This is a genomic window from Neobacillus mesonae (genome assembly GCF_023715155.1).
Lineage (GTDB): Bacteria > Bacillota > Bacilli > Bacillales > Cytobacillaceae > Neobacillus > Neobacillus mesonae_A.
On the sequence record NZ_JAMBNQ010000004.1, the window covers coordinates 144783 to 165353 of the forward strand.

The following is a 20571-nucleotide window of genomic DNA, read 5'->3' on the forward strand; positions in this document are numbered from 1 at the left end:
CCTTTCATACCATGCAAAACCAAAACACTTTCTCTCATTGATTCGATAAAGGAGTTATTTTTCCTTTATAAAAAAAGATTTAACTTACAATGTATACAATAATCTAGTTTGTTTGTTCATTCTTTTGTAATAAGAACGAATGTTTGTCTTATTTATTTTATCATATCTTTCAACGAGTCTATGCTTTATTTTAGCGATTTATTTTAATTTGGCAAATAGATATTTAAAATCCATACCGGATTTACCGCTTATTACTGCTGATTTTTTCCACAAAAATAGAAAAAGCTGCCAAACGTGCAGCAGCTTTTGAACCATTATTGTGCCCTTGTTAAGGCGTGTTCCACTTTAATACATCGATCCATGATTACGGTATATCCCTTTTCCTTTAGGAACTGATACGCATCTTCATTGACAAGGCCTTGCTGTGCCCAAAAAACATCAGCATCAATGTCGGCAAATTCCTTTGCAACATCGAAAAGCTGCTCTGAGCGGCGGAAAACATTGACAATATCCACATGTCCCTTAATATCCTTTAAGGAAGAAACTGCCTTTACACCCAATGCTTCGTCAATGGTTGGATTAACCGGAATGATCTCGTATCCTGCTTTTTGCATCGCTGCCGAAACTTGATAGGAGGTTCTTTCAGGGTTGCTGCTAAGGCCAACAACAGCAATCCGTTTTGCTTTTTTCAAAATAGATTTGATTTCTTCACGGCTTGGATTTTCAATCGTCATAGAAACACTCCCCAAATTGACTATTTTACTATATTTTACCTAAAACGATGAAATATACTCAACTAAAAGGCTCATGCATGGAGGATCATGGACGGAGCCCTTGGAATGGTAAGCTTGAAACAGGCTCCATCACCATTATTTTCAACCACAGCACTTCCATCCATTTTTTCCAGCACCATTTTTGTCAAATATAACCCAAATCCGGAACCATATTTTTTTGTTGTAAAATTAGGATCAAATACTTTTTGAATCATGGATTGGTCAATTCCTCCCGCATTATCCGTGAATTCTGCAGTTACGAATTCTTTCGTCTCATAAATTTTAATGCTGATTTTACGATTAGGCTGATCTTTTGTTACAAACGCATCGCGGGCATTGGACAAAATGTTTAAGACTACCTGGCTGAATTCATTAGGATACCCATAAGCATTCTGCTGTCCTCTATGTTGAAATTCAACGATAATCCCATGATTTTGAAGGATTGGTGAAAAGATAGAGAGTGCCTCTTCAATAGCATCTCCTACAGAAAATGTGCATTTTTCATTATTTGGCTTGTAAAACTTACGAGTATCGTTTATGGTTTGCAGCATTTGTTTAATTTGAATCATGCTTTCGCGTGTAAAACGATCAATATATGACTCATTTATTTCTCCATATTCCAATGCATCCCTTACATCCTGGACTAAAAGCATGAGACTGTTTAGCGGCTGACGCCATTGATGGCCAATACAAGACATCATTTCACCCATTGCCGCAAGCCGGGAATGCTGAATCAGAATTTCATCTTTTTCCCGATTCTTGGCCATTTCCTCTTGCAGCCTTTTTTCTAACAATCGATTAATAGCCTCATATTTTTCCGCTAATTTGCGATAATCTGTATCATTACGTGTTTCCATAAGATCACCTCATATTATCACACCAACCATTAATAGTCAGGTATGACCGGCTAGTGATTGTTATTTACCTTTATTTTAGCCCATTCAAAGGGACCAAGGTACATGGATGGAGCGATTTAACAAATGGTTTGAAAATCCTCCATACTTTTGTAATAAATTTGACTCTATTTATACAAATTTTCTTGAATAAGGATGAAAAACGAATCATATAGTGATTTTCCTTTTTTCTTAGTGTAAAATAGAATAGCTTGAGTTTTTGTTAAAGGAGTAATTTTGAATGGGATTATTGATTGTTGTCATCGTCCTTGCGTATTTGCTGGGTTCCATTCCTTCCGGCTTGATTGTCGGGAAAGTTTTTTATAAAACGGATATTCGTGAACATGGGAGCGGAAATCTTGGAGCTACCAATACGTTTCGAACACTTGGCATAAAAGCTGGCATTGTCGTGACGATGGCTGATATTTTAAAAGGGACTCTGGCAACAGCATTACCGGCGATTCTTGCTGTTGATATGCATCCCTTATTGGCTGGGATATTTGCCGTCATCGGCCATACATATCCTATCTTTGCAAGTTTTCGCGGCGGTAAGGCAGTTGCGACTTCAGGCGGGGTTATTTTGTGCTACGAGCCTCTTCTATTTATCACACTTGTACTAGCGTTCTTCATTGGTTTATATTTAACCAAATATGTTTCATTGTCTTCGATGATTGCAGGAATTGTAGGTATTATTTATGTTTTAATATCCGGGTTTGTTGATAGATGGGATCCTCCGCTGTTGATTGTCATTACACTTTTAGTTTCCTTCGTTATTTATCGTCATCGAACAAATATTAAACGAATAATGAACAAAACAGAACCGAAGATCAAATGGCTGTAACATCAATGTTACAGCTATTTTTTTCATAAAACTTTCATAAATCTTCCATTCATTTCATATCATTTAAATTACACTAAAGATAGTGAGAATCTGGTGTAATGGGAGGGATTCAGATGCAAAGTATACCGCAGGAATATATATTTTCAACCTATGTGACTAGTAATGCTAACCCAAATGAATTTTTTGTTGAGTTTTTTCTAGATGAACCGGGTGGAAATTTGCCAATAAAAGTAACTAGAAATTTTGATGAATTAATGGATTTTTTGGATAGTTTTGCATAAGAAAAAGGGGCTCCCATCAGGATAAGTAGTTCCGAAAATGTGGAGAGGTTGTACAAGTCGTTAAACGCTGAGGCAAGTTTGATAAATAGGCGGAGAAATTTCCCTTAAGTAACAAAAAACACTGAAAATAGCTAAAATAGACGGAGGGTTTCCGCCTATTGACTCGAAAAATGTGAAAATAGGTAATTTTGCTTTGGATAAGCGGAAAACCTCCCCTTATATTCCCTGAAACGAGCACCGTTCTGCATATAGCGGAAAAATCTCCGCTTATTTTACCTACGCCGGTTACTCAATTATGGATTAGACTACTTATGTTTTAAAAAAACCAAGTGAACCTCAGTAAAAAACAACCTAGCCAATTGCATAGGAATTAACAAGTAATTAGCACATTGACAACAACTATTGTCAATATGTTTTTTAGGCTGCGATTTTGCTGGCTAATTAAAGTGGTTATAGCTCTTGGTCGTTGATATATAAGAGGAAAATAGGAGACAAAATCGTATGCGATTTTGTCTCCTATTTAACATGCTGTTTGGTATGTTTCTCCACTGAAACGGAACTACTTACCATCAGGAGTCCCTATTTTCAAATCTTTAACAATTGAAATTTCTTTCTGCCCATGACGTCTCGGACGTAATCAAGCTTTGTATGGTTAAAATAGACTAGGTCTTTTTCATGAATCAATACCGTTAAATTATCAAATTCATATGTGAGGTCACCCTGTATTTTCCGCTCTTCCAGAGACAGATTTAATTTCGGCCCGCCTCAGCCAATACCCATGCTTAACCGTAAAAACAATACTTCATCACTTGTTTTCTTTTCAGCTTCCATGGCATCCTTTAATACCTGATAAGCTGCTTCTGTCATTTTAAACATCGTATCACCGCCTATCTCCAAATATGTTCGAACAATCCTTCTTGCTCAAGGATTTCTTTTTGCCGCGTACCTAATAAATCAAAGTGTGAATAACCATCCTTACGATGGTCTATCCACTCTTCCTTTAATCCATATTTGCTGCCCCATGCAGCCAACTTTTTCAGATCTTTGCAGCCAACCTTTGTCACTGTTTTACAGCCGGGAAAACGGTCATCCAGCCAGTAATGGGTTAAAAAGGCGATTTCACCATGGTCGATTTTTCTTTTCCACTCTTCAACATCCCGCCTCTTAATGCCAAACGCCAACCTAATCACCTCTAAAGACAAAATCTACCTTTTCTTGATATCCTCATATTTTGCAAACCAATCAGGAAATGCCTTTTTAAAGGCAGTTGGCCTGAAATTATCTTTTCTTACGATAATATGGGTAGTAGTCCCCTCTACACATACTTCTTCATCTCCATTAATAATGGAGTAACCATAGACTGTTTTTAATCCATCATTATGCTCAATCCATGTTTGAACAAATGCCTCGTCACCATAACGTAATGGTTTCTTATATATTGCATGGACATCATAAACCGGGGCGAAGTAACCGTCCTCCTCCATCGCGGTATAACTAAACCCAAGATCCTCAATCAATCCTGTTCTGCCTAATTCGAAAAACTTTAGGTAGTTAGCATGGTAAACGACACCCATCATGTCTGTATCTGCATAAAAAAGCTGTATTTTTCTAGTAGAAACAAAAAATTCTCCCATCTTAAACAGTCTCCCTATATTTAAATTTTACTTAAAGCTGTTTTTACATCCTCAGCTTCTAGTATTAATGCTTGTTCAAAAAGCTGTTCTTCTTGTAATACGGTAAGTTTCTCCATTAAACGGGCGGCTTGCGCTTGAATCATGGCATCTACCAAATTGGCAGCAAATCTGCCGTTTCCTTGAAATGATTCCTTTTCCATCGTCTTAAGGAGCAATTCCTTCGCATCTTCCGTGATTTTATATTGATAATTGTCTGCATAGGAGACCATAATTTGAAGCAATTCTTCCGAAGAATAATCAGGAAAGAAAAAGAACTTTTTAAATCTGGAACGGAGTCCTGGGTTGCTTTCAAGCAGCCTGTCCATCTCATTTGGATAACCTGCTAGGACGACCACCAGATTTTCATTGTGCTTTGTCATTTCATCCACAAGAGTATCAATGACCTCCTTGCCAAAATCACCGGCTGTATGCCCAAGTAATGAGTAAGCCTCATCAATAAATAGTACACCGCCTAAAGCTTCGCGGATCTTTTTCTTTGTTTTTCCGGCGGTCTGCCCGACATAGCCTGCCACAAAATCCGCGCGGCTCGTGACAACTAAATGACCTCTTTTCAGGATCCCGCATTCCTTTAGCAGCTCTGCGTAAATTTTGGCAACAGTTGTTTTCCCTGTCCCCGGATTTCCAGTAAATACGGAATGAAGCTGAATAGGTACTGTCGGAAGCCCTTTACTGCGCCGAAATTGCTGCATGTTAACAAAAGAAAACAGTGATTGCATTTCCGCTTTTAATGTCTCAAGCCCGATTAAACCGTTAAGCTGTTCCATTGGAGGTTCTGACTTGTTCTCTTGCTCTGATAAAAAATCCTCTTTTTCTAAAATCATAAAATCAACAATCTCTTGATTTCCTTCATTTTCCGATCCTTTTTTAAAAATCGCGTTTAAGACAATATTGCTGACCGTACGTGCATTTCCGAAGGTATCGTCAACCATTTCCTGCTCAAGGCGGTGATTGAGTTCAATCTTAGCCTCATCTGTTAAATAATAATCGTTATTGGCTGCAACCTTTTCTCCGATTTCAATTAATTCTTCGTTAGAGTAATTGGGTAAATGAATAAAGTTCGATTGTGGAAAACGGCTCCGCAGCCCTGGATTGGCATCTAAAAAGGTACGCATTTCTTCCGGATATCCGGCTAAAAAAACAGCAAACTTCCCGCCATATTCCTTTCCTGTCATAAGAGAAACCAGCGTATCAATCGCAGCTTGCCCGTAATCATTGCCGGTCTGCCCTTCCCGCTTTAAACTATAAGCTTCGTCTATAAACAACACACCGCCAAGTGAACGTTCGACGACGGTCCTTACATTTTCCTCAGTTTGACCAACGAAGGATCCGACCAGCTGGGCCCGGTTTGTTTCAATTACTTCCTCTTTCGGCAGCACGCCAAGCTCATGATAAATTTTCGCCATCAGCCGGGCTAATGTTGTTTTACCAGTGCCGGGATTTCCGGTTAAAATCATATTTAAACTCAAATCGTCTTTTATGTTAAAGCCATATTCCTTACGCTGTTTCTGGTATTTTAGAAATCGGTAAAAATCTTTAACCCGTTTTTTAACCAATTTCATGCCAACCATTTCATTCAGCTCATCCAAAGCGTTCTTAGCTGTAGAGGATTTTTCCTCTTCCGGCTCAATAAAAAGCTTTTCCCACATTTGTTTCATCTCTTCCACTTTGGACAAATGCTGTTTTAAATCCTCATAATAAACGGCAGTATGGAACACTCCGATAATCGACTGCTCATATTCTTCAGCGGCTTTAAGCAAACTAGCTGTTTCATCAATAACGGATGAAAGCAGCTGGTATAGCTGCTGAAGTTTTTTGAATAAATCTTGGTCCGTCATAGACGAAGCAAGATCAACCATTGTTAGTAAATCATGAAGTTTTTCTTCGGTATCAGTCAAAAATTGCTGACAGATTTTTATGTATTCCTCGGCAACCGTCTTTTTAGCGGTACGGTTATCCGTTTCTCTCATGGCTGGAAAAGAAAGTGGTGCAAGAATGTTCTTTAACTCTTTCCAGTCTGAATGAATCATGATTTGCTTTGCCTTTTGATTCAGCGGGTTTAGCTTTACCGCTTTTTCAAGCCAGACATAGGCAAGAGAATCTTCTTTATTCCTATTGATTCTGGAACGGGCCGCGAGTGTCAGCAGGTTAGATAACAGAACTGGATTTGTTTCCTTGCTTATGAGAGTAATTAATTGATTTTCATTCGTTATAGTTCCGCTTTCCGCTAACTCTTTTTCCCATAACCGGATTTGATCCTGGGGTGCAGTTCTAATATTATTAGGTCGATTCATGGTATCACATCACTTTAAAAAATTCCCTTCTATCTTACCATAAGAAATATATTGATACTAAGCAAAAGACGCAGGCTGATTGGTAGATTCCTTTGATTAAGGACAGGTTGCTTATTCAGATTGCTGATTTTTTTCGCTAAACGCCTTGTTAAAGGCAGTTTGACTTTACTGCTTGCTGATTTTGTCTTTAAGATGCCTTATTAAAGACAGGTTTCCCTTGATGCTAGCCGGTTTTGTCTTTAAGACGCTTTATTAAAGACAAGTTTCCCTTACAGATTGCCGGTTTTGTCTTTAGGACGCCTTATTAAAGACAGACTGTCGGTTTTGTCTTTAAGACCTTTTTTAACACGGCTTTCATTTCATCCTGCCAGTTTTTATATAAAAATAAGGACCTGTCCATAGGGCGGGTCCTTAAGTCATTGAGATTCTAGCCTTGCGTATTATTGTTGGAGTTTGCTTCATCCTTGATTTCACTGCGGAAGGATTCGATACTTTCACGTCGGCGCTCATTTTTTGCCTGGATTTGCTGGCGCTGTGTATCACTATCTGTAAAGTCTAATGATTCCTCGGCTGCTTCCATGTTTTCGATTGTATGGTGTATCATGGATTGCAGTTTTTCCACGTTATCACTACGGTCATCTGGTTTTGGTTTGTTGTTATAAGCCATAACATAATTCCTCCTAACAATTGTACTTGGTACAGATATAGTTTGTATCGAAGCCGGGAAATTATCATTAGAAAAAAATAGAAGTGCGAAAATGAAAAATAAAAGACCCATCAGCTGCTTATGCCAATGGATCTTACCTATTTCCAGCTCCAGCGACTAGTCCCCCCGAGGTCGTCAAGCAGGTTAAAGAATAACCTACTTGCCCTCTCGACTTGTGCTAGGCAGGGCATAGTAAGTCGCTTTTGCTTTTCTAATTTTATTCACCTTTTGTTTGCATTACTTGAGCATGTTCACCAGATTTGTCTTGCATTTGTTTACCCTTATTTCCACCGAAACTATGTGGCTGTGTTCCAATATGATTTGGTCTAAAGTGTTTAGTTTGATACCCTTTACCCATGATTTAATCCCCCCTTAGTAACATTCTGTCCCAAAAAGGAGAAACCATGAATGGTAATCTTTTGTGATATTATTCAGCTTTACCAAGACGTTTTTGCTCTAAACGTTGTTCGATTTTTTCTAACGCAGCACTGTCTTTTAAAAGCTGGGATTTATTTTCAGAAACTAATTCCGAAAAGGAACGTTTTCTAGGTCTTCTCATGTCTATCACCTTCCTTACTAACTATTGTATCAGCTATTATTACCAACTACGCTTTTAATTATTACAACTTTTTGAAAATTAAATCCCTTTTTTATGTTGAAAACCTTTTTAGCGGTGTATAAAAGAAAAAACGCTGATCCAGTGTCAGCGTTTAAAGATTTATTTAAGTTTACTCATATAATCCTTCATATCTTCAAGCTTCATCGTACCAACAAATTTATTTTGAATAACCCCTTTGCTATCAATAAAATAAGTGGTCGGAATGGATATAACTTGGTATGAGGTGTTTACCGCATCCTCGGCATCCAATAGGACTGGAAAAGTAATCTTATATTTGTCAACAAACTCTTGGACCTTTAATTGCGGATCAATATTTACAGCAAGAATCATTGTATCTTTATCAATAGTATTGGAATACTCCTCCATTGCCGGCATCTCTTCTTTACAAGGTCCACACCATGTTGCCCAAAAGTTCAGCATAATTTTTTTTCCTTTTAAATCTGAAAGTTTTACACTATCCCCAGTTAAAGTCTTTAATTCAAAATCGGGAGCCTTAGCACCAATTGTCAATGAGGTTTTATTGGCTGAGGCCTCTTCTGCTGTATCAGGCTGTTTATCAGTCTTTTTATCCACTGCCTGTACAATTGCTACGGTAAGTAAAGCAATGAGGACAACAGCAGCAATTACCTTTTTGATCATCCCGAATCCTCTCCTTCAAATCATAATCGCTATAGTTGATTTTACACTATAAACTAAGGTAAAACAAAAATGTAATTTGCCGATTCTGTGAAAAATTAATGAGAAAAGATAAAGCCCCCTTCGTAGTGCACAGCCTTTTCCTGAGATGAATGTTCTTAGTCCTTTAAGTTCAATCCTGACAAAACAAATGTTCTTGATGGTTAAAATGCCGTCTTTTTACTTTTAGTGTCTAAATGATTGTTTGAATCTGGACCTGTTTAAAGCAAACGCCAGCACAGATTACTCCAGGAGGTTATTCAGAATGAAAAACTGGCTAGGCCCACGTCGGAAGTGATTCCTTTCTGTGATGCTAATACTGCTAATACTCACGAATCTTCCTTGTAGAGCTGGATAACTTTCGAAGTCGAGAACATCTAAATTCTTATATTAAAAAACACCATGCAAATCAATGCATGGTGTTTCCTTAAAAACTAAATTAGGCTTGTAATCTTTCACGAAGAACCATTTGTAAGATACCGCCATGACGATAGTAGTCAATTTCAACTTCTGAATCGAAACGAACAACTGCTTCGAATTCTTTCTTATTGCCGTTTTCGTCAACCGCAGTTACTTTTACAAGGTCATGTGGTTTAACATTTTCGTCAACTTGGACTTCGAATGTTTCTTTACCAGTTAAACCAAGTGTTTCAGCATTCTCGCCTTCTTTAAATTGAAGTGGAAGAACACCCATTAACACAAGATTTGAACGGTGAATACGCTCAAAGCTTTCAGCAAGTACAGTCTTAATACCTAAAAGGTTCGTACCTTTTGCCGCCCAGTCACGAGAAGAACCCATTCCGTAATCTTTACCTGCAACAACCATTAAGCCAGTGCCATTTTCTTTATACTTCATGCATGCATCGTAAATGGACATAACTTCGTTCGTTGGCCAGAAAGTAGTATAACCGCCTTCTGTTCCAGGTGCAATTTGGTTACGGATACGGATGTTTGCAAATGTACCGCGCATCATAACTTCGTGGTTACCACGGCGTGAACCGTAAGAGTTGAAGTCACGAGGCTGTACGCCGCGCTCTAATAAATATTTTCCAGCTGGAGTATTTTTACCAATTGCTCCTGCAGGTGAAATATGGTCAGTTGTGACAGAGTCGCCGAATTTGCCGACAATACGTAAGCCGGATAATGGTTCAACTTTTCCAGGCTCTTTTGATAGGCCTTCAAAGAATGGAGGATTCTGAATATAAGTTGAGTCAACATCCCAGTTGTATAATGGCTCATTGCTTGTTTTGATTTCGTTCCAACGCTCATTATCACCAAATACATTTTCGTATTCTTTACGGAATAATTCCGGTGTAACTGTGCGTTTCACAACATCATTAACATCAGCAGTTGATGGCCAAATGTCTTTAAAGAATACATCGTTTCCGTCTTTATCTTTTCCTACTGGCTCAGAAGCAAAATCAATGTTCACAGACCCAGCTAGTGCGTAAGTAACGACTAAAGGCGGTGAAGCAAGATAGTTTGCTTTTACAAGCGGATGAATACGTCCTTCAAAGTTACGGTTACCAGATAGAACAGATGTAACGAGAAGATCGTTTTCTGCAATTGTTTTTTCAATTTCTTCTTTTAATGGACCAGAGTTACCAATACATGTTGTACATCCGTAACCAACTAGGTTAAAACCGAGCTGCTCAAGATATGGAAGTAATCCGGAATCACGAAGGTATCCGGTAACAACTTTAGATCCTGGTGCCAAAGATGTTTTAACAAATTTAGGCACTTCCATTCCAAGTTCAACTGCCTTTTTCGCAACAAGGCCGGCAGCCACAAGAACATATGGGTTAGAAGTGTTGGTACAGCTTGTAATAGCCGCAATCGCAACTGCACCAGTTTTGATTTCAGTTTCGTCGCCATTGTTGAACTTAATCGTTGCAGACTTTTCAAGTTCAGCTGGCTCAAAACCGAAACCTTGGTTTCCAGCAGGAGCTGAAACAGCTTTTACGAATTCTTCTTTCATTTTTGAAAGTGGAATTAAATCTTGCGGACGCTTAGGACCAGAAAGATTTGCTTCGATTTCAGCTAGGTTAATTTCAACTACATCTGTATAAACTGGCTCTTCAGATGGATTGAAGAATAAGCCGTTTGCTTTGCAATATTGTTCTACTACTTTAATCTGCTCTTCATCACGTCCAGTCAGGCGTAAGTATGCAAGTGATTCTTCATCAATTGGGAAGAAACCGCAAGTTGCACCATATTCAGGAGCCATGTTAGCAATTGTAGCACGGTCTGCAAGCGGAAGTGTTGGTACGCCAGGTCCGAAATATTCTACAAATTTACCTACTACACCATGCTTACGAAGAACTTGAGTTACTTTTAATGCAAGGTCAGTAGCAGTAGCACCATTTGGAAGTTCGCCGATTAATTTAACTCCGACAACTTCTGGTACAGGGAAATAGGAAGGCTGTCCAAGCATTCCTGCTTCTGCTTCAATACCGCCCACGCCCCAGCCAAGAACACCAAGACCATTGATCATAGTTGTATGAGAGTCAGTACCTACTAAAGTATCTGGATAAGTTTCAAGTTCACCTTCCACATCAGCCACATGAACAACATCAGCTAGAAATTCAAGGTTAACTTGGTGAACGATACCAGTTGCAGGCGGAACAGCACGATAGTTGTTAAATGCTTTTTGTGCCCAGCTTAAGAATTGGTAACGCTCTGCATTACGTTGGAATTCAAAATCCATGTTCACTTTCAATGCATTATCTGATCCATATGCATCAACTTGAACAGAGTGGTCAATAACAAGATCAACTGTTTTTTCAGGATTAATTTTGTCAGGATCGCCGCCAAGATCAGCCATTGCTTTTCTTAGAGAAGCAAGGTCAACAACTGCTGGCACACCTGTGAAGTCCTGAAGAATGACACGAGATGGTTTAAATGGAACATCAACTTCTTTCAATTCAGAAGTTCCCCATTTTGCTAAATTTTCAACATGCTCTTTTGTAATAACACGTCCATCGTACTGACGAAGGACAGATTCAAGCAATACTTTTACGGAATATGGCAGTTTAGATACTTTGCCAATGCCTGCTTCTTCTAATGCGTTTAAACGGTAATAATGATAGCTTTTTCCGTTTACGTCAAAGGAAGAACGCGCATTAAATACATCGTTTTTCACCATAAAAAAACTCCCCCTTACTCGACATTAAAAAACATAGTTTTACAAATAATCGATATTTCCATCTTAGTTTCACTCTTATCTTAATACAAGCGATTACATAAGTAAATAACAAGAAAGTTATTGTTCTTGATAAGTTTTTCTTATTGAATTATATGTAACCCATTCAGAAAATTTAGAAACCCGCGAATCTCCATATGTATAAAATGAGCAAAAGATGAAGAATTATCTTTTTTATTATGTCAAAAAACTTTTTATTTGTCATTAATTTTGTATCAAAGGAAATAGTAAAAATATAGGAGGTGATGGGGATGGCAAAACGTAAAGCAAATCATGTAATCCCAGGAATGAATAATGCAAAAGCACAAGGAAATGGTGCCGGATATCATGAGGAAATGGCAAATGAGCCGTTAACAGAAATGGAGAAGCGCAATAATAAAAAGCGGAAGAAAAATCAGTAATAGATGGAAAATGAGGGGTCCCCAGCATGAGGACCCTTTTTTCGTCATTTAGTAAATCCAGCATAAGCGCATGGAAAGTGCCTGCGCTCTTTATTCACCTTGATTAACTTCTGTAACCATTTGCTGCAGATCTTGTTGGAAACGTTCTAATTGTTCACGTTGCTTTTCTGAGGCTACTTCTAAAGCATTTTCAATTTGCTGATAGGCTTCATTCACTTCATTTTTTAAATGCTTTAATTGATGGCCATAATTGGCATTATCACTAACAATGGTTTCAAATAGGCCTTGTGCATCCTCAAATCCTTGCTGTGCGGCTTGAAAAGCTTCCTGTTTGTTTTTATTATAAGGATTTCTTTGTGTCACTGGTTCTTCCTCCTTCATTTTTGTTTACCCTTTAAATTGTACAAACGAGAAAAAAATATTCAGCATAAAAAAGGGTATTGATTGCATCCTAACAAATGAGGAGGGATGAAAATGACAAACAAAAACGACGGAACCGATATGCGAAGAAATTCACCAAAACTATCAGGTCAGCAAGAACCTCTCAGCGGATCAAAAAAAGTAAAAAACCGCAACCATACTAGAGCAAAGCATAATTCGGGTCATGATATGTAAAGAATCGGCGATTACAGCCGATTCTTTTTTAATGAATATTTTCCAGTGCTTTCAAAAGCAGCTCTTCCTCTTCTACTGTCACAGTCCTCAAATCAATCAGATAATCATCTTTCTGAATTCTTCCAACAATAGCGGGTTTGTTTTCAGTTCGTAATTTTTTTCCAAGCTGTTCAGCTGTATGGGTTTCATGTTGTAAGGCAATGACCACGGTTGGCAGCTCGACACCAGGCATCGTCCCCCCTCCTACTTGGCTGACATCTTCCAGAATTTTTGCTTTAAATTGGTTTGTCTTTTGTAACAATTTTGTAACAAATCTTCGAGACCTTTCGTCTAATTCATTAATAGAAACTAATAAATCATGGATAGTCGGGATCTTACGCATTGCTTTCCCGCCGCGGGCATATTCTAATAATGTACCTTCAAGTGCCGCAAGCGTCATTTTATCTACACGGACCACCCTGGCCAATTGATGCTGTTTCAGACGATCAATAAGTTCTTTTTTGCCAGCGATAATACCAGCCTGCGGTCCTCCCAGCAGCTTATCGCCGCTAAAGGTGACAACATCTGCCCCCTTTTCTACAACCTCTCTTACTACCGGTTCATCACCAATGCCATGTTTACGAAAATCAAACAATGCGCCGCTGCCAAGATCCTCATAAAAAATAATTGGGTCAACTGTATGTGAAAGCTGAGCAAGTTCCTCTGTACCAACTGATTCAGTAAAACCAATTACTTTAAAATTGCTCGTATGAACTTTCATAATCATCGCAGTGTCGAGGGTTATTGCTTTTTCATAATCATAAAGATGTGTTTTATTTGTTGTTCCAATTTCAACCAGCCTTGCACCGCTTTCTTCCATAATAGAAGAGATGCGAAATGAACCGCCAATTTCAACCAGCTCGCCCCTTGAAACAATGACTTCTTTATTTAGAGCAAGCGCCCTTAGTACCAGATAAACGGCTGCAGCATTATTATTCACAACCATCGCTGCTTCGGCACCAGTAATTTCCTTAATTAATGTTTCAACATGACTATGGCGTGAACCCCGCACCCCTTCAACCAGTTTATATTCCAAATTGGAATAATTCCTGGCGGTTTCTAAGACATGCTGAACAGCTGCTTCACTAAGTCTGGCCCTGCCGAGATTTGTATGTAAAATAGTGCCTGTGGCATTGATTACTTTTTCAAGTGTAAAAGAAAATTGATTTCTAACGGATTTTTCCACCAGGTCAAATACTTCAACTATAAATTGGTCTGTACCTGGAGCTTTTCCCTGCCATTGTTGATGGATAAGTGCTTTCCGGATTTGAGCCATAACACTCTTTAGCTGTTCTGTTAAACGTTCCTGATCCAAACCAGTCTCTTTAAGGAGAGTGAAAAACATTGGATGATGCTGCAGCTCATGAATCGGTGGTATTAATCGTAAGTTTTCTTTCAAGAATATAACTCCTTTACAAATCCTTCTTTGGACCTATTATATCATCTTTCACATTTCTAAACCGAATGAATACAATGAAACAAGCAAGGGGGAACTGGCTTTGGATAAGAAAAAAACTACTCAGCGTCATTCTTATAACCCTGATCAAATGGAACAGTGGCTGCAAGATTATTTTCTTGACCCAAGAACGGAAGCTGAAGATCATTCAATATTTAAAATTGATATATATGAAACAGAGAAACATTGGATTGTGGAGGCTGTTTTGAAAGATTATCTGAGTTCAGAAATCAAAGTAAGAATTGAAAATTTCATACTTATTATTACTGCACAAAAACATAGGACTTCACTTCCCGCTCCTATTTACAAAAAAGAACGCAAAATTTATTTCCCCTTTCAAATTATCGATCATTGTGTAACAGCATTATTTCAAAATGGTGTAGTAGAGATTTTTATTTCTAAAACAGATGATGGTTTAGGGAAAAATCGCTATGTCACTTTGCCCTAGCTTTCTTTTTTAACCATTTGTTTACATAATGTTATTATCGTTAATATAAAAAAGTCCTCTATTGAATGAGGACTTTTTCTATTTATTTAGATTCCAGTTTTCGGATAATCTCTTCGGTATCAGGGAATAAGCCCGTCTCTTTCTTCGAATACACTTTTTCCCCGTTGACCGTGACTTCAAAGACACCGCCTGAACTTGGAATCAATTCAAATTTTTCAATATCCTGTCTAAAATGGGTAATCAATTCTTCCGCGAGACCCGCGGCTTTTGGTGCATAGTTTCACATCATGCAAAATTCAACGCTGATTTGATATTTACTCAAAATAAATAACCTCCTGTTTTATGTTTAAATAGTGTAAAAATTATTTTATCTTAGCGGCATAAGCTAATGCAAATTGTTTGCACATTTGGTGCAGTTTTATAGAAAAAAAGGTATACTACCAAGAGTGGAGGTGTGTACATATGAGTGAGCAAGAAAAAATTCGCCTAACCTCATTATCAACAAAAGCTGGCTGAGGCTGCAAAATTGGTCCTGAGGACTTGACGCAAGTTTTGCGTCAGCTTCCAAAACAAGACCCGGTTTCCGAATTGCTTGTCGGAAATGAAACAAGTGATGATGCCGGGGTATATCAATTAACAGACTCAATAGCTTTGATTCAAACAGTGGATTACTTTACTCCAATTGTGGATGATCCTTATATGTTTGGAAGTATTGCTGCAGCAAATGCATTAAGTGATGTATACGCCATGGGCGGCGTGCCAAAAACTGTTTTAAATATCGTCGGCTATCCAATCAAAAAGCTTGGTCCGGATATGCTGGCAGAAATATTACGCGGTGCTGCTGATAAAGTGAAAGAAGCAGGTGCTGTTACCGTCGGCGGTCATTCTGTCGATGATCAGGAACCTAAATTTGGTTTATCTGTAACAGGAGTGGTTCATCCTGAAAAATTTTGGAAGAATATTGGGGCTAAACCAGGTGACGCCCTTGTTTTAACAAAACCAATCGGTGTTGGGATTTTAACGACCGGCATTAAACGAAATGCCGTTACACCTGAGCAAGAAGAACAGGTTACAGAAACAATGGCCATGCTTAACAAGACGGCTGCAGAGGTGTTAACTGCTTTTAATCCTCACTCTGTAACAGATGTGACAGGCTTTGGACTTTTAGGCCATGGCAGTGAAATGGCCCGTGGAAGTAATGTAAGCTTTGAAATATCGTTATCACAGGTACCGGTACTTGACGGTGCATTCGAATTGGCGAAAAACGGGGTAGTTCCAGGCGGATCCAAATCGAATCAAAAATGGCTGGAGCAAGATGTCGAATATCACGAGCTTTTGCCTGAGGAACAACTGGTTTTATGTGATGCTGTTACGTCCGGCGGATTACTAGTTTCTATTAGTGAAGATGAGGCTCCGCGGTATGTAGAGGAACTCCACGCTAAAGGATTAGCCCAAGCATCCATTGTCGGCCAGGTAACTGAAAAAAGAGAAAAACTAATTTATGCCAAAAGATAACAGCGAAGCAGAAAAGTGCTTCGCTGTTTTTTTAAAAGCAATATATAAAATTTTCGAACCAAAACCAAGGAAAGCTGCTGCAGCATCCGACGAAGAAAAGCGTTCGCTTTTTCGGGGAGTACCTGCCCAGTATTCCTCCGAAAAAGCCCTTTACCGCTAACTTTAAAGGAGTCCGGGGTGTCGGAGCTATTCACTTAGTAAGACTGAGACTAATCCCCCTCAGGAAAAAGCTGATGGTTCCGAAACCTCTTCCTCTTTTCTTATCACCCTGGCTTTTTTAATTGAAATTTTTCGGTTAATTTTTTTATCATATCTTGTGTCATTCTATCTAAATCATAATCAAATTTGAATCCCCATTCTTCTTTTGCTGCAGTGGAATCAATATAGTTTGGCCAGCTTTCAGCAATTCTCTGCCTTTCTGGGTCAACTTGATAATCAATTTTAAACCCAGGAATAAATTTAGCGATACTCGCAGCAATTTCTTCCGGGTCAAAACTCATCGCGCTGACATTAAAGGAATTTCGGTGGATTAACTTTGACGAATCTGCTTCCATTAAATCGACAATTGCGTTCAACGCATCCGGCATATACATCATATCCATATAAGTACCTTTGTCAATATACGAGGTATAGCTTCGATGTTTGACAGCCTCATAGAAAATTTCCACCGCATAATCGGTCGTTCCGCCGCCAGGCAATGCTACATATGAGATTAATCCAGGAAACCGCAAGCCGCGGGTATCTACCCCAAATTTATGATAATAATAGTCGGCCAAAAGTTCCCCAGCCACTTTATTCACCCCATACATGGTCGTTGGGCGCATGATTGTATCCTGAGGAGTATGATCCTTTGGAGTGGATGGTCCAAATGCACCAATTGAGCTTGGTGTGAAAAATTGTGCTTTAACTTCTCTTGCTGTTTCAAGTGCATTTATCAGCCCTCCCATATTTAAGTTCCAGGCAAACACGGGCTTCACTTCAGCAGTTGCTGATAAAAGTGCGGCCAAATGCATGATAGTATCGACTTGATATTTTTTTGCAATTTCCATCATTCTTTTCGCATCAGTTACATCTAAAATTTCAAAAGGACCGCTAAAAGCTGTTTCACTGTCATTTTTTTTAATATCAGTCGCGATCACATTGTCAGCGCCATATAGTTCTCTTAGTTTCAAGGTCAGCTCTGAGCCAATTTGCCCAAGAGCACCTGTGATTAATATTCGCTTCATAGATGTTCCCCGTCCTTGTTAGTAAATTAACGAATAATCCCCATTTCCCTGCCGACTTTTTCATAAATAGAAATGGCTTGATCCAGCATATCTTTTGTATGGGCCGCAGTCGGCATATTCCGAACACGTCCGGTCCCTTTTGGTACCGTCGGGAAGACAATGGCTTTGGCATACACTCCTTCTTCAATTAAACGTTTACTGAATCGCTGCGATTTCGTTTCTTCTCCGATGATGCAAGGGGTAATCGGTGTTTCACTATTTCCGATATTGAATCCAAGTTCCTTTAATCCTTTTTTCAAGTATCGGCCATTATCCCAAAGCTTTTGATTAAGTTCCGTGCTTTCCAATAAGATTTCTATTGCTCGAATACTCGCAGCAACATCTGCTGGCGTTAGTGAGGTGGAAAACAGGAATGGCCGGCTGCGAACCTTTAACCAGTCAATCAAATTCTTCTTGCCAGCCACATATCCCCCGACAACGCCGATTGCTTTTGAAAGTGTCCCAATTTGGAAATCGATTTTATCGGAAAGCCCAAAATGCTTCACCGTTCCCGCTCCATCACCAAGGACGCCTGAACCATGGGCATCATCGACATAGGTAATCAGATCAAATTCCTCTGCAATTTTAACGATTTCAGGCAATAAGGCAATATCCCCATCCATTGAGAAAACTCCATCAGTAATGATCATGATTTTGTTATATTTTCCTGACTCCTTAGCTTCTTTCGCTTTGGCACGAAGGTCTTTCATATCGGAATGATGATACCGGATGATTTTTGCCTTAGAAAGCCTGCATCCATCAATAATGGAAGCATGGTTTAATTCATCTGACAAAATCGCATCGTTTTGATCCATTACAGCTGAAATCGCTGCCATATTACAGTTAAAGCCAGATTGATAAGCAATAGCTGCCTCGGTATGTTTAAATTCAGCCAATTTCTCTTCAAGTTCCACATGCAGTTTTAATGTCCCGTTAATGGTACGGACTGCTCCTGCGCCGACACCAAATTTTTGCAGTGCATCAGCTGCAGCTTTTTTCAAACGATCATCAGTTGCCAAACCAAGATAGTTATTCGATGAAAGATTGATTAATGAATGACCGTTAATGGTGATGACTGGCCCATTTGGACTTTCAAGAGGGTCTATGACGTTATAAAGGCCTTTTCCCTTTAAATTTTCAAGGTTTTCGGTTAAAAATTGCTCTAAAATTTGACTTGACATGTTACATCCCCCTTTTGGTTTATGTACTACTTTTTGTTGTTACGGAAAATACATTTGTCCACCTGAGGCGTACAGTTGGAAATCAGAAAATCCGCGTAACAAAAGGTTTTCATATTTATAATTTATCATATTATCCTAAAAATGTTCATGTCAAGCGGACAAATTTTACAAAATTTTATTCTAAAAATCAAACATTCTATTTTTCTAATGAACTCAAAAAAAGCAGCCTAATGACTGCTTTTCATTTTCCGTTATTTGGCATGTACTCCAGTTAATTTCGCTGCGTTTTGGTTTAGGTTTTCGAGGGCTTGGTGATATTCAGTTTCAAGCCTCATGATAATATCCCCAACGGGTTCAATTCGGTCAATTGCACCGACACCATGGCCGGCAGACCAAATATCACGCCAGGCTTTTACATTGTTTGATTTACTTTCTGACTGCATGTCATTAAAATCTATCTTCTCTTTTCGGTTTAGTTTCTCTGGATCAAGCCCTGCTTTTCTAATACTTGGTATCAACATATTTGCATTCACACCAGAAAAGGCGTCCGTCAACATGATGTCTTCCTGTGTTGCTTCAACCAGCATCTCCCTGTATGCATCATTTGCCATGCTCTCTGCTGCGACAATAAATCTTGTTCCCATATATGCAAGATCTGCACCAGCAGCTTGAGCCGCTAATACCCCTTTGCCTGTCGAAATGGAACCTGCCAATACAATTATCCCATCCCAGAAAGAGCGGACCATATCTACAAACGCAAAACTATTTATCTGTCCGGAATGTCCGCCTGCTCCGCTGGCAACTAAGATAAGTCCATCCACTCCTGTTTTAGCAGCTTTCCTAGCAAATTTCACATCACTGACATCTGAAAAAACCAGGCCGCCGTATTCGTGAACAATCTCAACTACCTGTTTGGGACTTCCTAGTGAAGTTATGACCAATTGGGGCTGGTGTTTTTTAATTAATTCCAATTCATCCTGAAGCCTGTTATATGAACTATGTACCACCATATTCATCGCCCATGGGGCAATTTTTCGATTAGGTTCATTTTCACGTGCCAGCTTTAATTCTTTATTCAACGTTTCCATCCATCGGTCAAGCGCTTCAATTGGACGGGCATTAGGAGCAGGAAAAGAACCAATTATGCCATTTAAGCAGCAGTTTTTCACTAAATCGGTGCCGGATACCAAAAACATTGGAGCTGAAATGACCGGTAATCGTAATTCGTTCCACCATGATTTCGGAATTGATTTGTTCATTTATACACCTCTTTTTGAATTTTCAGAACACATCTTACTCTTTCATAGTACCGAAAAATGAATGGTTATTCAATCCATTTTTTCTGCTATTTTCTAGCATCAAAATTGAAAGTGTTTGCAAAACACGAACAAAAGCGTTTTTTTTTATACCTATATTCGTTTTTTGTGAAAAAAAGATTGATTTCAGCTCATTAGCTGTTTTATAATGTGTTTATCAATTGAATACGTTTCACTCATATAATCGCGAGAATATGGCTCGCAAGTTTCTACCGGATTGCCGTAAACAATTCGACTATGAGTGGGTAATGAACATCCGTTTTCATGAAAGCGGACTTCCTTTCTATTCCTTTCGATAAGAAGCCCAAAGGTCATTGCCTCACTCATCATTGAAGTGAAGCAATACACCTTTGGGCTCTT

At 38.9% G+C, this 20571-nt stretch carries 21 protein-coding genes, 1 pseudogene and 1 riboswitch; of the genes and pseudogenes, 6 read left to right on the forward strand and 16 right to left on the reverse strand.

Annotation, left to right across the window (positions count from 1 at the left end; genetic code table 11):
* Nucleotides 1-314: 314 nt before the first annotated feature.
* Nucleotides 315-734 (reverse strand): CoA-binding protein, encoded by a 420-nt coding sequence (locus M3183_RS06435; RefSeq protein ID WP_251467747.1) that lies wholly within the window; start codon nt 732-734, stop codon nt 315-317.
* Nucleotides 735-805: 71 nt separating this feature from the next.
* The gene (locus M3183_RS06440; protein ID WP_251467750.1) at nt 806-1630 is read right to left on the reverse strand and encodes a sensor histidine kinase; all 825 of its coding nucleotides are present in this window, start codon (nt 1628-1630) and stop codon (nt 806-808) included.
* A gap of 277 nt (nt 1631-1907) precedes the next feature.
* Here M3183_RS06440 and plsY point away from each other — a divergent pair, with 277 nt between their 5' ends.
* The gene (gene plsY, locus M3183_RS06445; RefSeq protein ID WP_251467752.1) at nt 1908-2507 is read left to right on the forward strand and encodes a glycerol-3-phosphate 1-O-acyltransferase PlsY; all 600 of its coding nucleotides are present in this window, start codon (nt 1908-1910) and stop codon (nt 2505-2507) included.
* 113 nt (nt 2508-2620) lie between these two features.
* Nucleotides 2621-2788, forward strand: a complete 168-nt coding sequence (locus M3183_RS06450; RefSeq protein ID WP_251467755.1) for a hypothetical protein — start codon at nt 2621-2623, stop codon at nt 2786-2788.
* An 887-nt stretch (nt 2789-3675) separates the two neighbouring features.
* Here M3183_RS06450 and M3183_RS06455 read toward each other — a convergent pair.
* From M3183_RS06455 to acnA, 8 genes are all read right to left on the reverse strand, one after another.
* Entirely contained in the window at nt 3676-3969 is a 294-nt protein-coding gene (locus M3183_RS06455; RefSeq protein WP_251467757.1) for a hypothetical protein, read from the reverse strand.
* 24 nt (nt 3970-3993) lie between these two features.
* A complete protein-coding gene (locus tag M3183_RS06460; protein ID WP_251467759.1) occupies nt 3994-4422 on the reverse strand; it encodes an acyl-CoA thioesterase in 429 nt (142 codons plus the stop codon).
* Between the two features lie 20 nt (nt 4423-4442).
* Complete coding sequence (locus M3183_RS06465; protein ID WP_251467761.1) at nt 4443-6773, reverse strand: AAA family ATPase; 2331 nt, start codon at nt 6771-6773, stop codon at nt 4443-4445.
* A gap of 427 nt (nt 6774-7200) precedes the next feature.
* Entirely contained in the window at nt 7201-7440 is a 240-nt protein-coding gene (gene tlp, locus M3183_RS06470) for a small acid-soluble spore protein Tlp (protein WP_251467764.1), read from the reverse strand.
* 256 nt (nt 7441-7696) lie between these two features.
* Nucleotides 7697-7837: an acid-soluble spore protein N gene (locus M3183_RS06475; protein ID WP_251467767.1), complete on the reverse strand. Its 141-nt coding sequence runs from the start codon at nt 7835-7837 to the stop codon at nt 7697-7699.
* Between the two features lie 69 nt (nt 7838-7906).
* Nucleotides 7907-8038, reverse strand: a complete 132-nt coding sequence (locus tag M3183_RS06480; RefSeq protein ID WP_251467768.1) for an FbpB family small basic protein — start codon at nt 8036-8038, stop codon at nt 7907-7909.
* A 159-nt stretch (nt 8039-8197) separates the two neighbouring features.
* The gene (locus M3183_RS06485; protein WP_251467770.1) at nt 8198-8737 is read right to left on the reverse strand and encodes a redoxin domain-containing protein; all 540 of its coding nucleotides are present in this window, start codon (nt 8735-8737) and stop codon (nt 8198-8200) included.
* A 475-nt stretch (nt 8738-9212) separates the two neighbouring features.
* The gene (gene acnA / locus M3183_RS06490) at nt 9213-11918 is read right to left on the reverse strand and encodes an aconitate hydratase AcnA (RefSeq protein WP_251467772.1); all 2706 of its coding nucleotides are present in this window, start codon (nt 11916-11918) and stop codon (nt 9213-9215) included.
* 308 nt (nt 11919-12226) lie between these two features.
* On the opposite strand from acnA, the gene sspO reads away from it, so the two are divergent.
* The gene (gene sspO, locus M3183_RS06495) at nt 12227-12376 is read left to right on the forward strand and encodes a small acid-soluble spore protein O (protein ID WP_251467774.1); all 150 of its coding nucleotides are present in this window, start codon (nt 12227-12229) and stop codon (nt 12374-12376) included.
* A 90-nt stretch (nt 12377-12466) separates the two neighbouring features.
* Here sspO and M3183_RS06500 read toward each other — a convergent pair whose 3' ends face one another.
* Nucleotides 12467-12739: a hypothetical protein gene (locus M3183_RS06500; RefSeq protein ID WP_251467776.1), complete on the reverse strand. Its 273-nt coding sequence runs from the start codon at nt 12737-12739 to the stop codon at nt 12467-12469.
* A 111-nt stretch (nt 12740-12850) separates the two neighbouring features.
* On the opposite strand from M3183_RS06500, the gene M3183_RS06505 reads away from it, so the two are divergent.
* The gene (locus tag M3183_RS06505; protein ID WP_251467778.1) at nt 12851-12991 is read left to right on the forward strand and encodes a small acid-soluble spore protein P; all 141 of its coding nucleotides are present in this window, start codon (nt 12851-12853) and stop codon (nt 12989-12991) included.
* A gap of 28 nt (nt 12992-13019) precedes the next feature.
* On the opposite strand, the gene selA is transcribed toward M3183_RS06505, so the two are convergent.
* On the reverse strand, nt 13020-14429 hold the full coding sequence (gene selA, locus M3183_RS06510) for an L-seryl-tRNA(Sec) selenium transferase (protein ID WP_251467780.1): 1410 nt from the start codon (nt 14427-14429) through the stop codon (nt 13020-13022).
* 100 nt (nt 14430-14529) lie between these two features.
* Between selA and M3183_RS06515 the strand changes: the two genes are divergently transcribed.
* Nucleotides 14530-14934, forward strand: coding sequence for an Hsp20/alpha crystallin family protein (locus M3183_RS06515; RefSeq protein WP_251467782.1), 405 nt, complete (start codon nt 14530-14532; stop codon nt 14932-14934).
* A gap of 82 nt (nt 14935-15016) precedes the next feature.
* Here M3183_RS06515 and M3183_RS06520 read toward each other — a convergent pair.
* Nucleotides 15017-15202 (reverse strand): annotated as a pseudogene (locus M3183_RS06520) (Rdx family protein); the annotation flags it as partial.
* Nucleotides 15203-15396: 194 nt separating this feature from the next.
* On the opposite strand from M3183_RS06520, the gene selD reads away from it, so the two are divergent.
* A complete protein-coding gene (gene selD / locus M3183_RS06525) occupies nt 15397-16449 on the forward strand; it encodes a selenide, water dikinase SelD (protein ID WP_251467786.1) in 1053 nt (350 codons plus the stop codon).
* Nucleotides 16450-16712: 263 nt separating this feature from the next.
* On the opposite strand, the gene M3183_RS06530 is transcribed toward selD, so the two are convergent.
* The 3 genes from M3183_RS06530 to M3183_RS06540 form a co-directional block, all read right to left on the reverse strand.
* The gene (locus tag M3183_RS06530) at nt 16713-17675 is read right to left on the reverse strand and encodes an L-threonine 3-dehydrogenase (protein WP_251467788.1); all 963 of its coding nucleotides are present in this window, start codon (nt 17673-17675) and stop codon (nt 16713-16715) included.
* Between the two features lie 26 nt (nt 17676-17701).
* Nucleotides 17702-18895, reverse strand: coding sequence for a glycine C-acetyltransferase (locus M3183_RS06535; RefSeq protein ID WP_251467789.1), 1194 nt, complete (start codon nt 18893-18895; stop codon nt 17702-17704).
* 251 nt (nt 18896-19146) lie between these two features.
* Nucleotides 19147-20154: an NAD(P)H-dependent flavin oxidoreductase gene (locus tag M3183_RS06540; protein WP_251467791.1), complete on the reverse strand. Its 1008-nt coding sequence runs from the start codon at nt 20152-20154 to the stop codon at nt 19147-19149.
* 213 nt (nt 20155-20367) lie between these two features.
* A riboswitch (purine riboswitch) is annotated at nt 20368-20469 on the forward strand.
* Nucleotides 20470-20571: the final 102 nt, after the last annotated feature.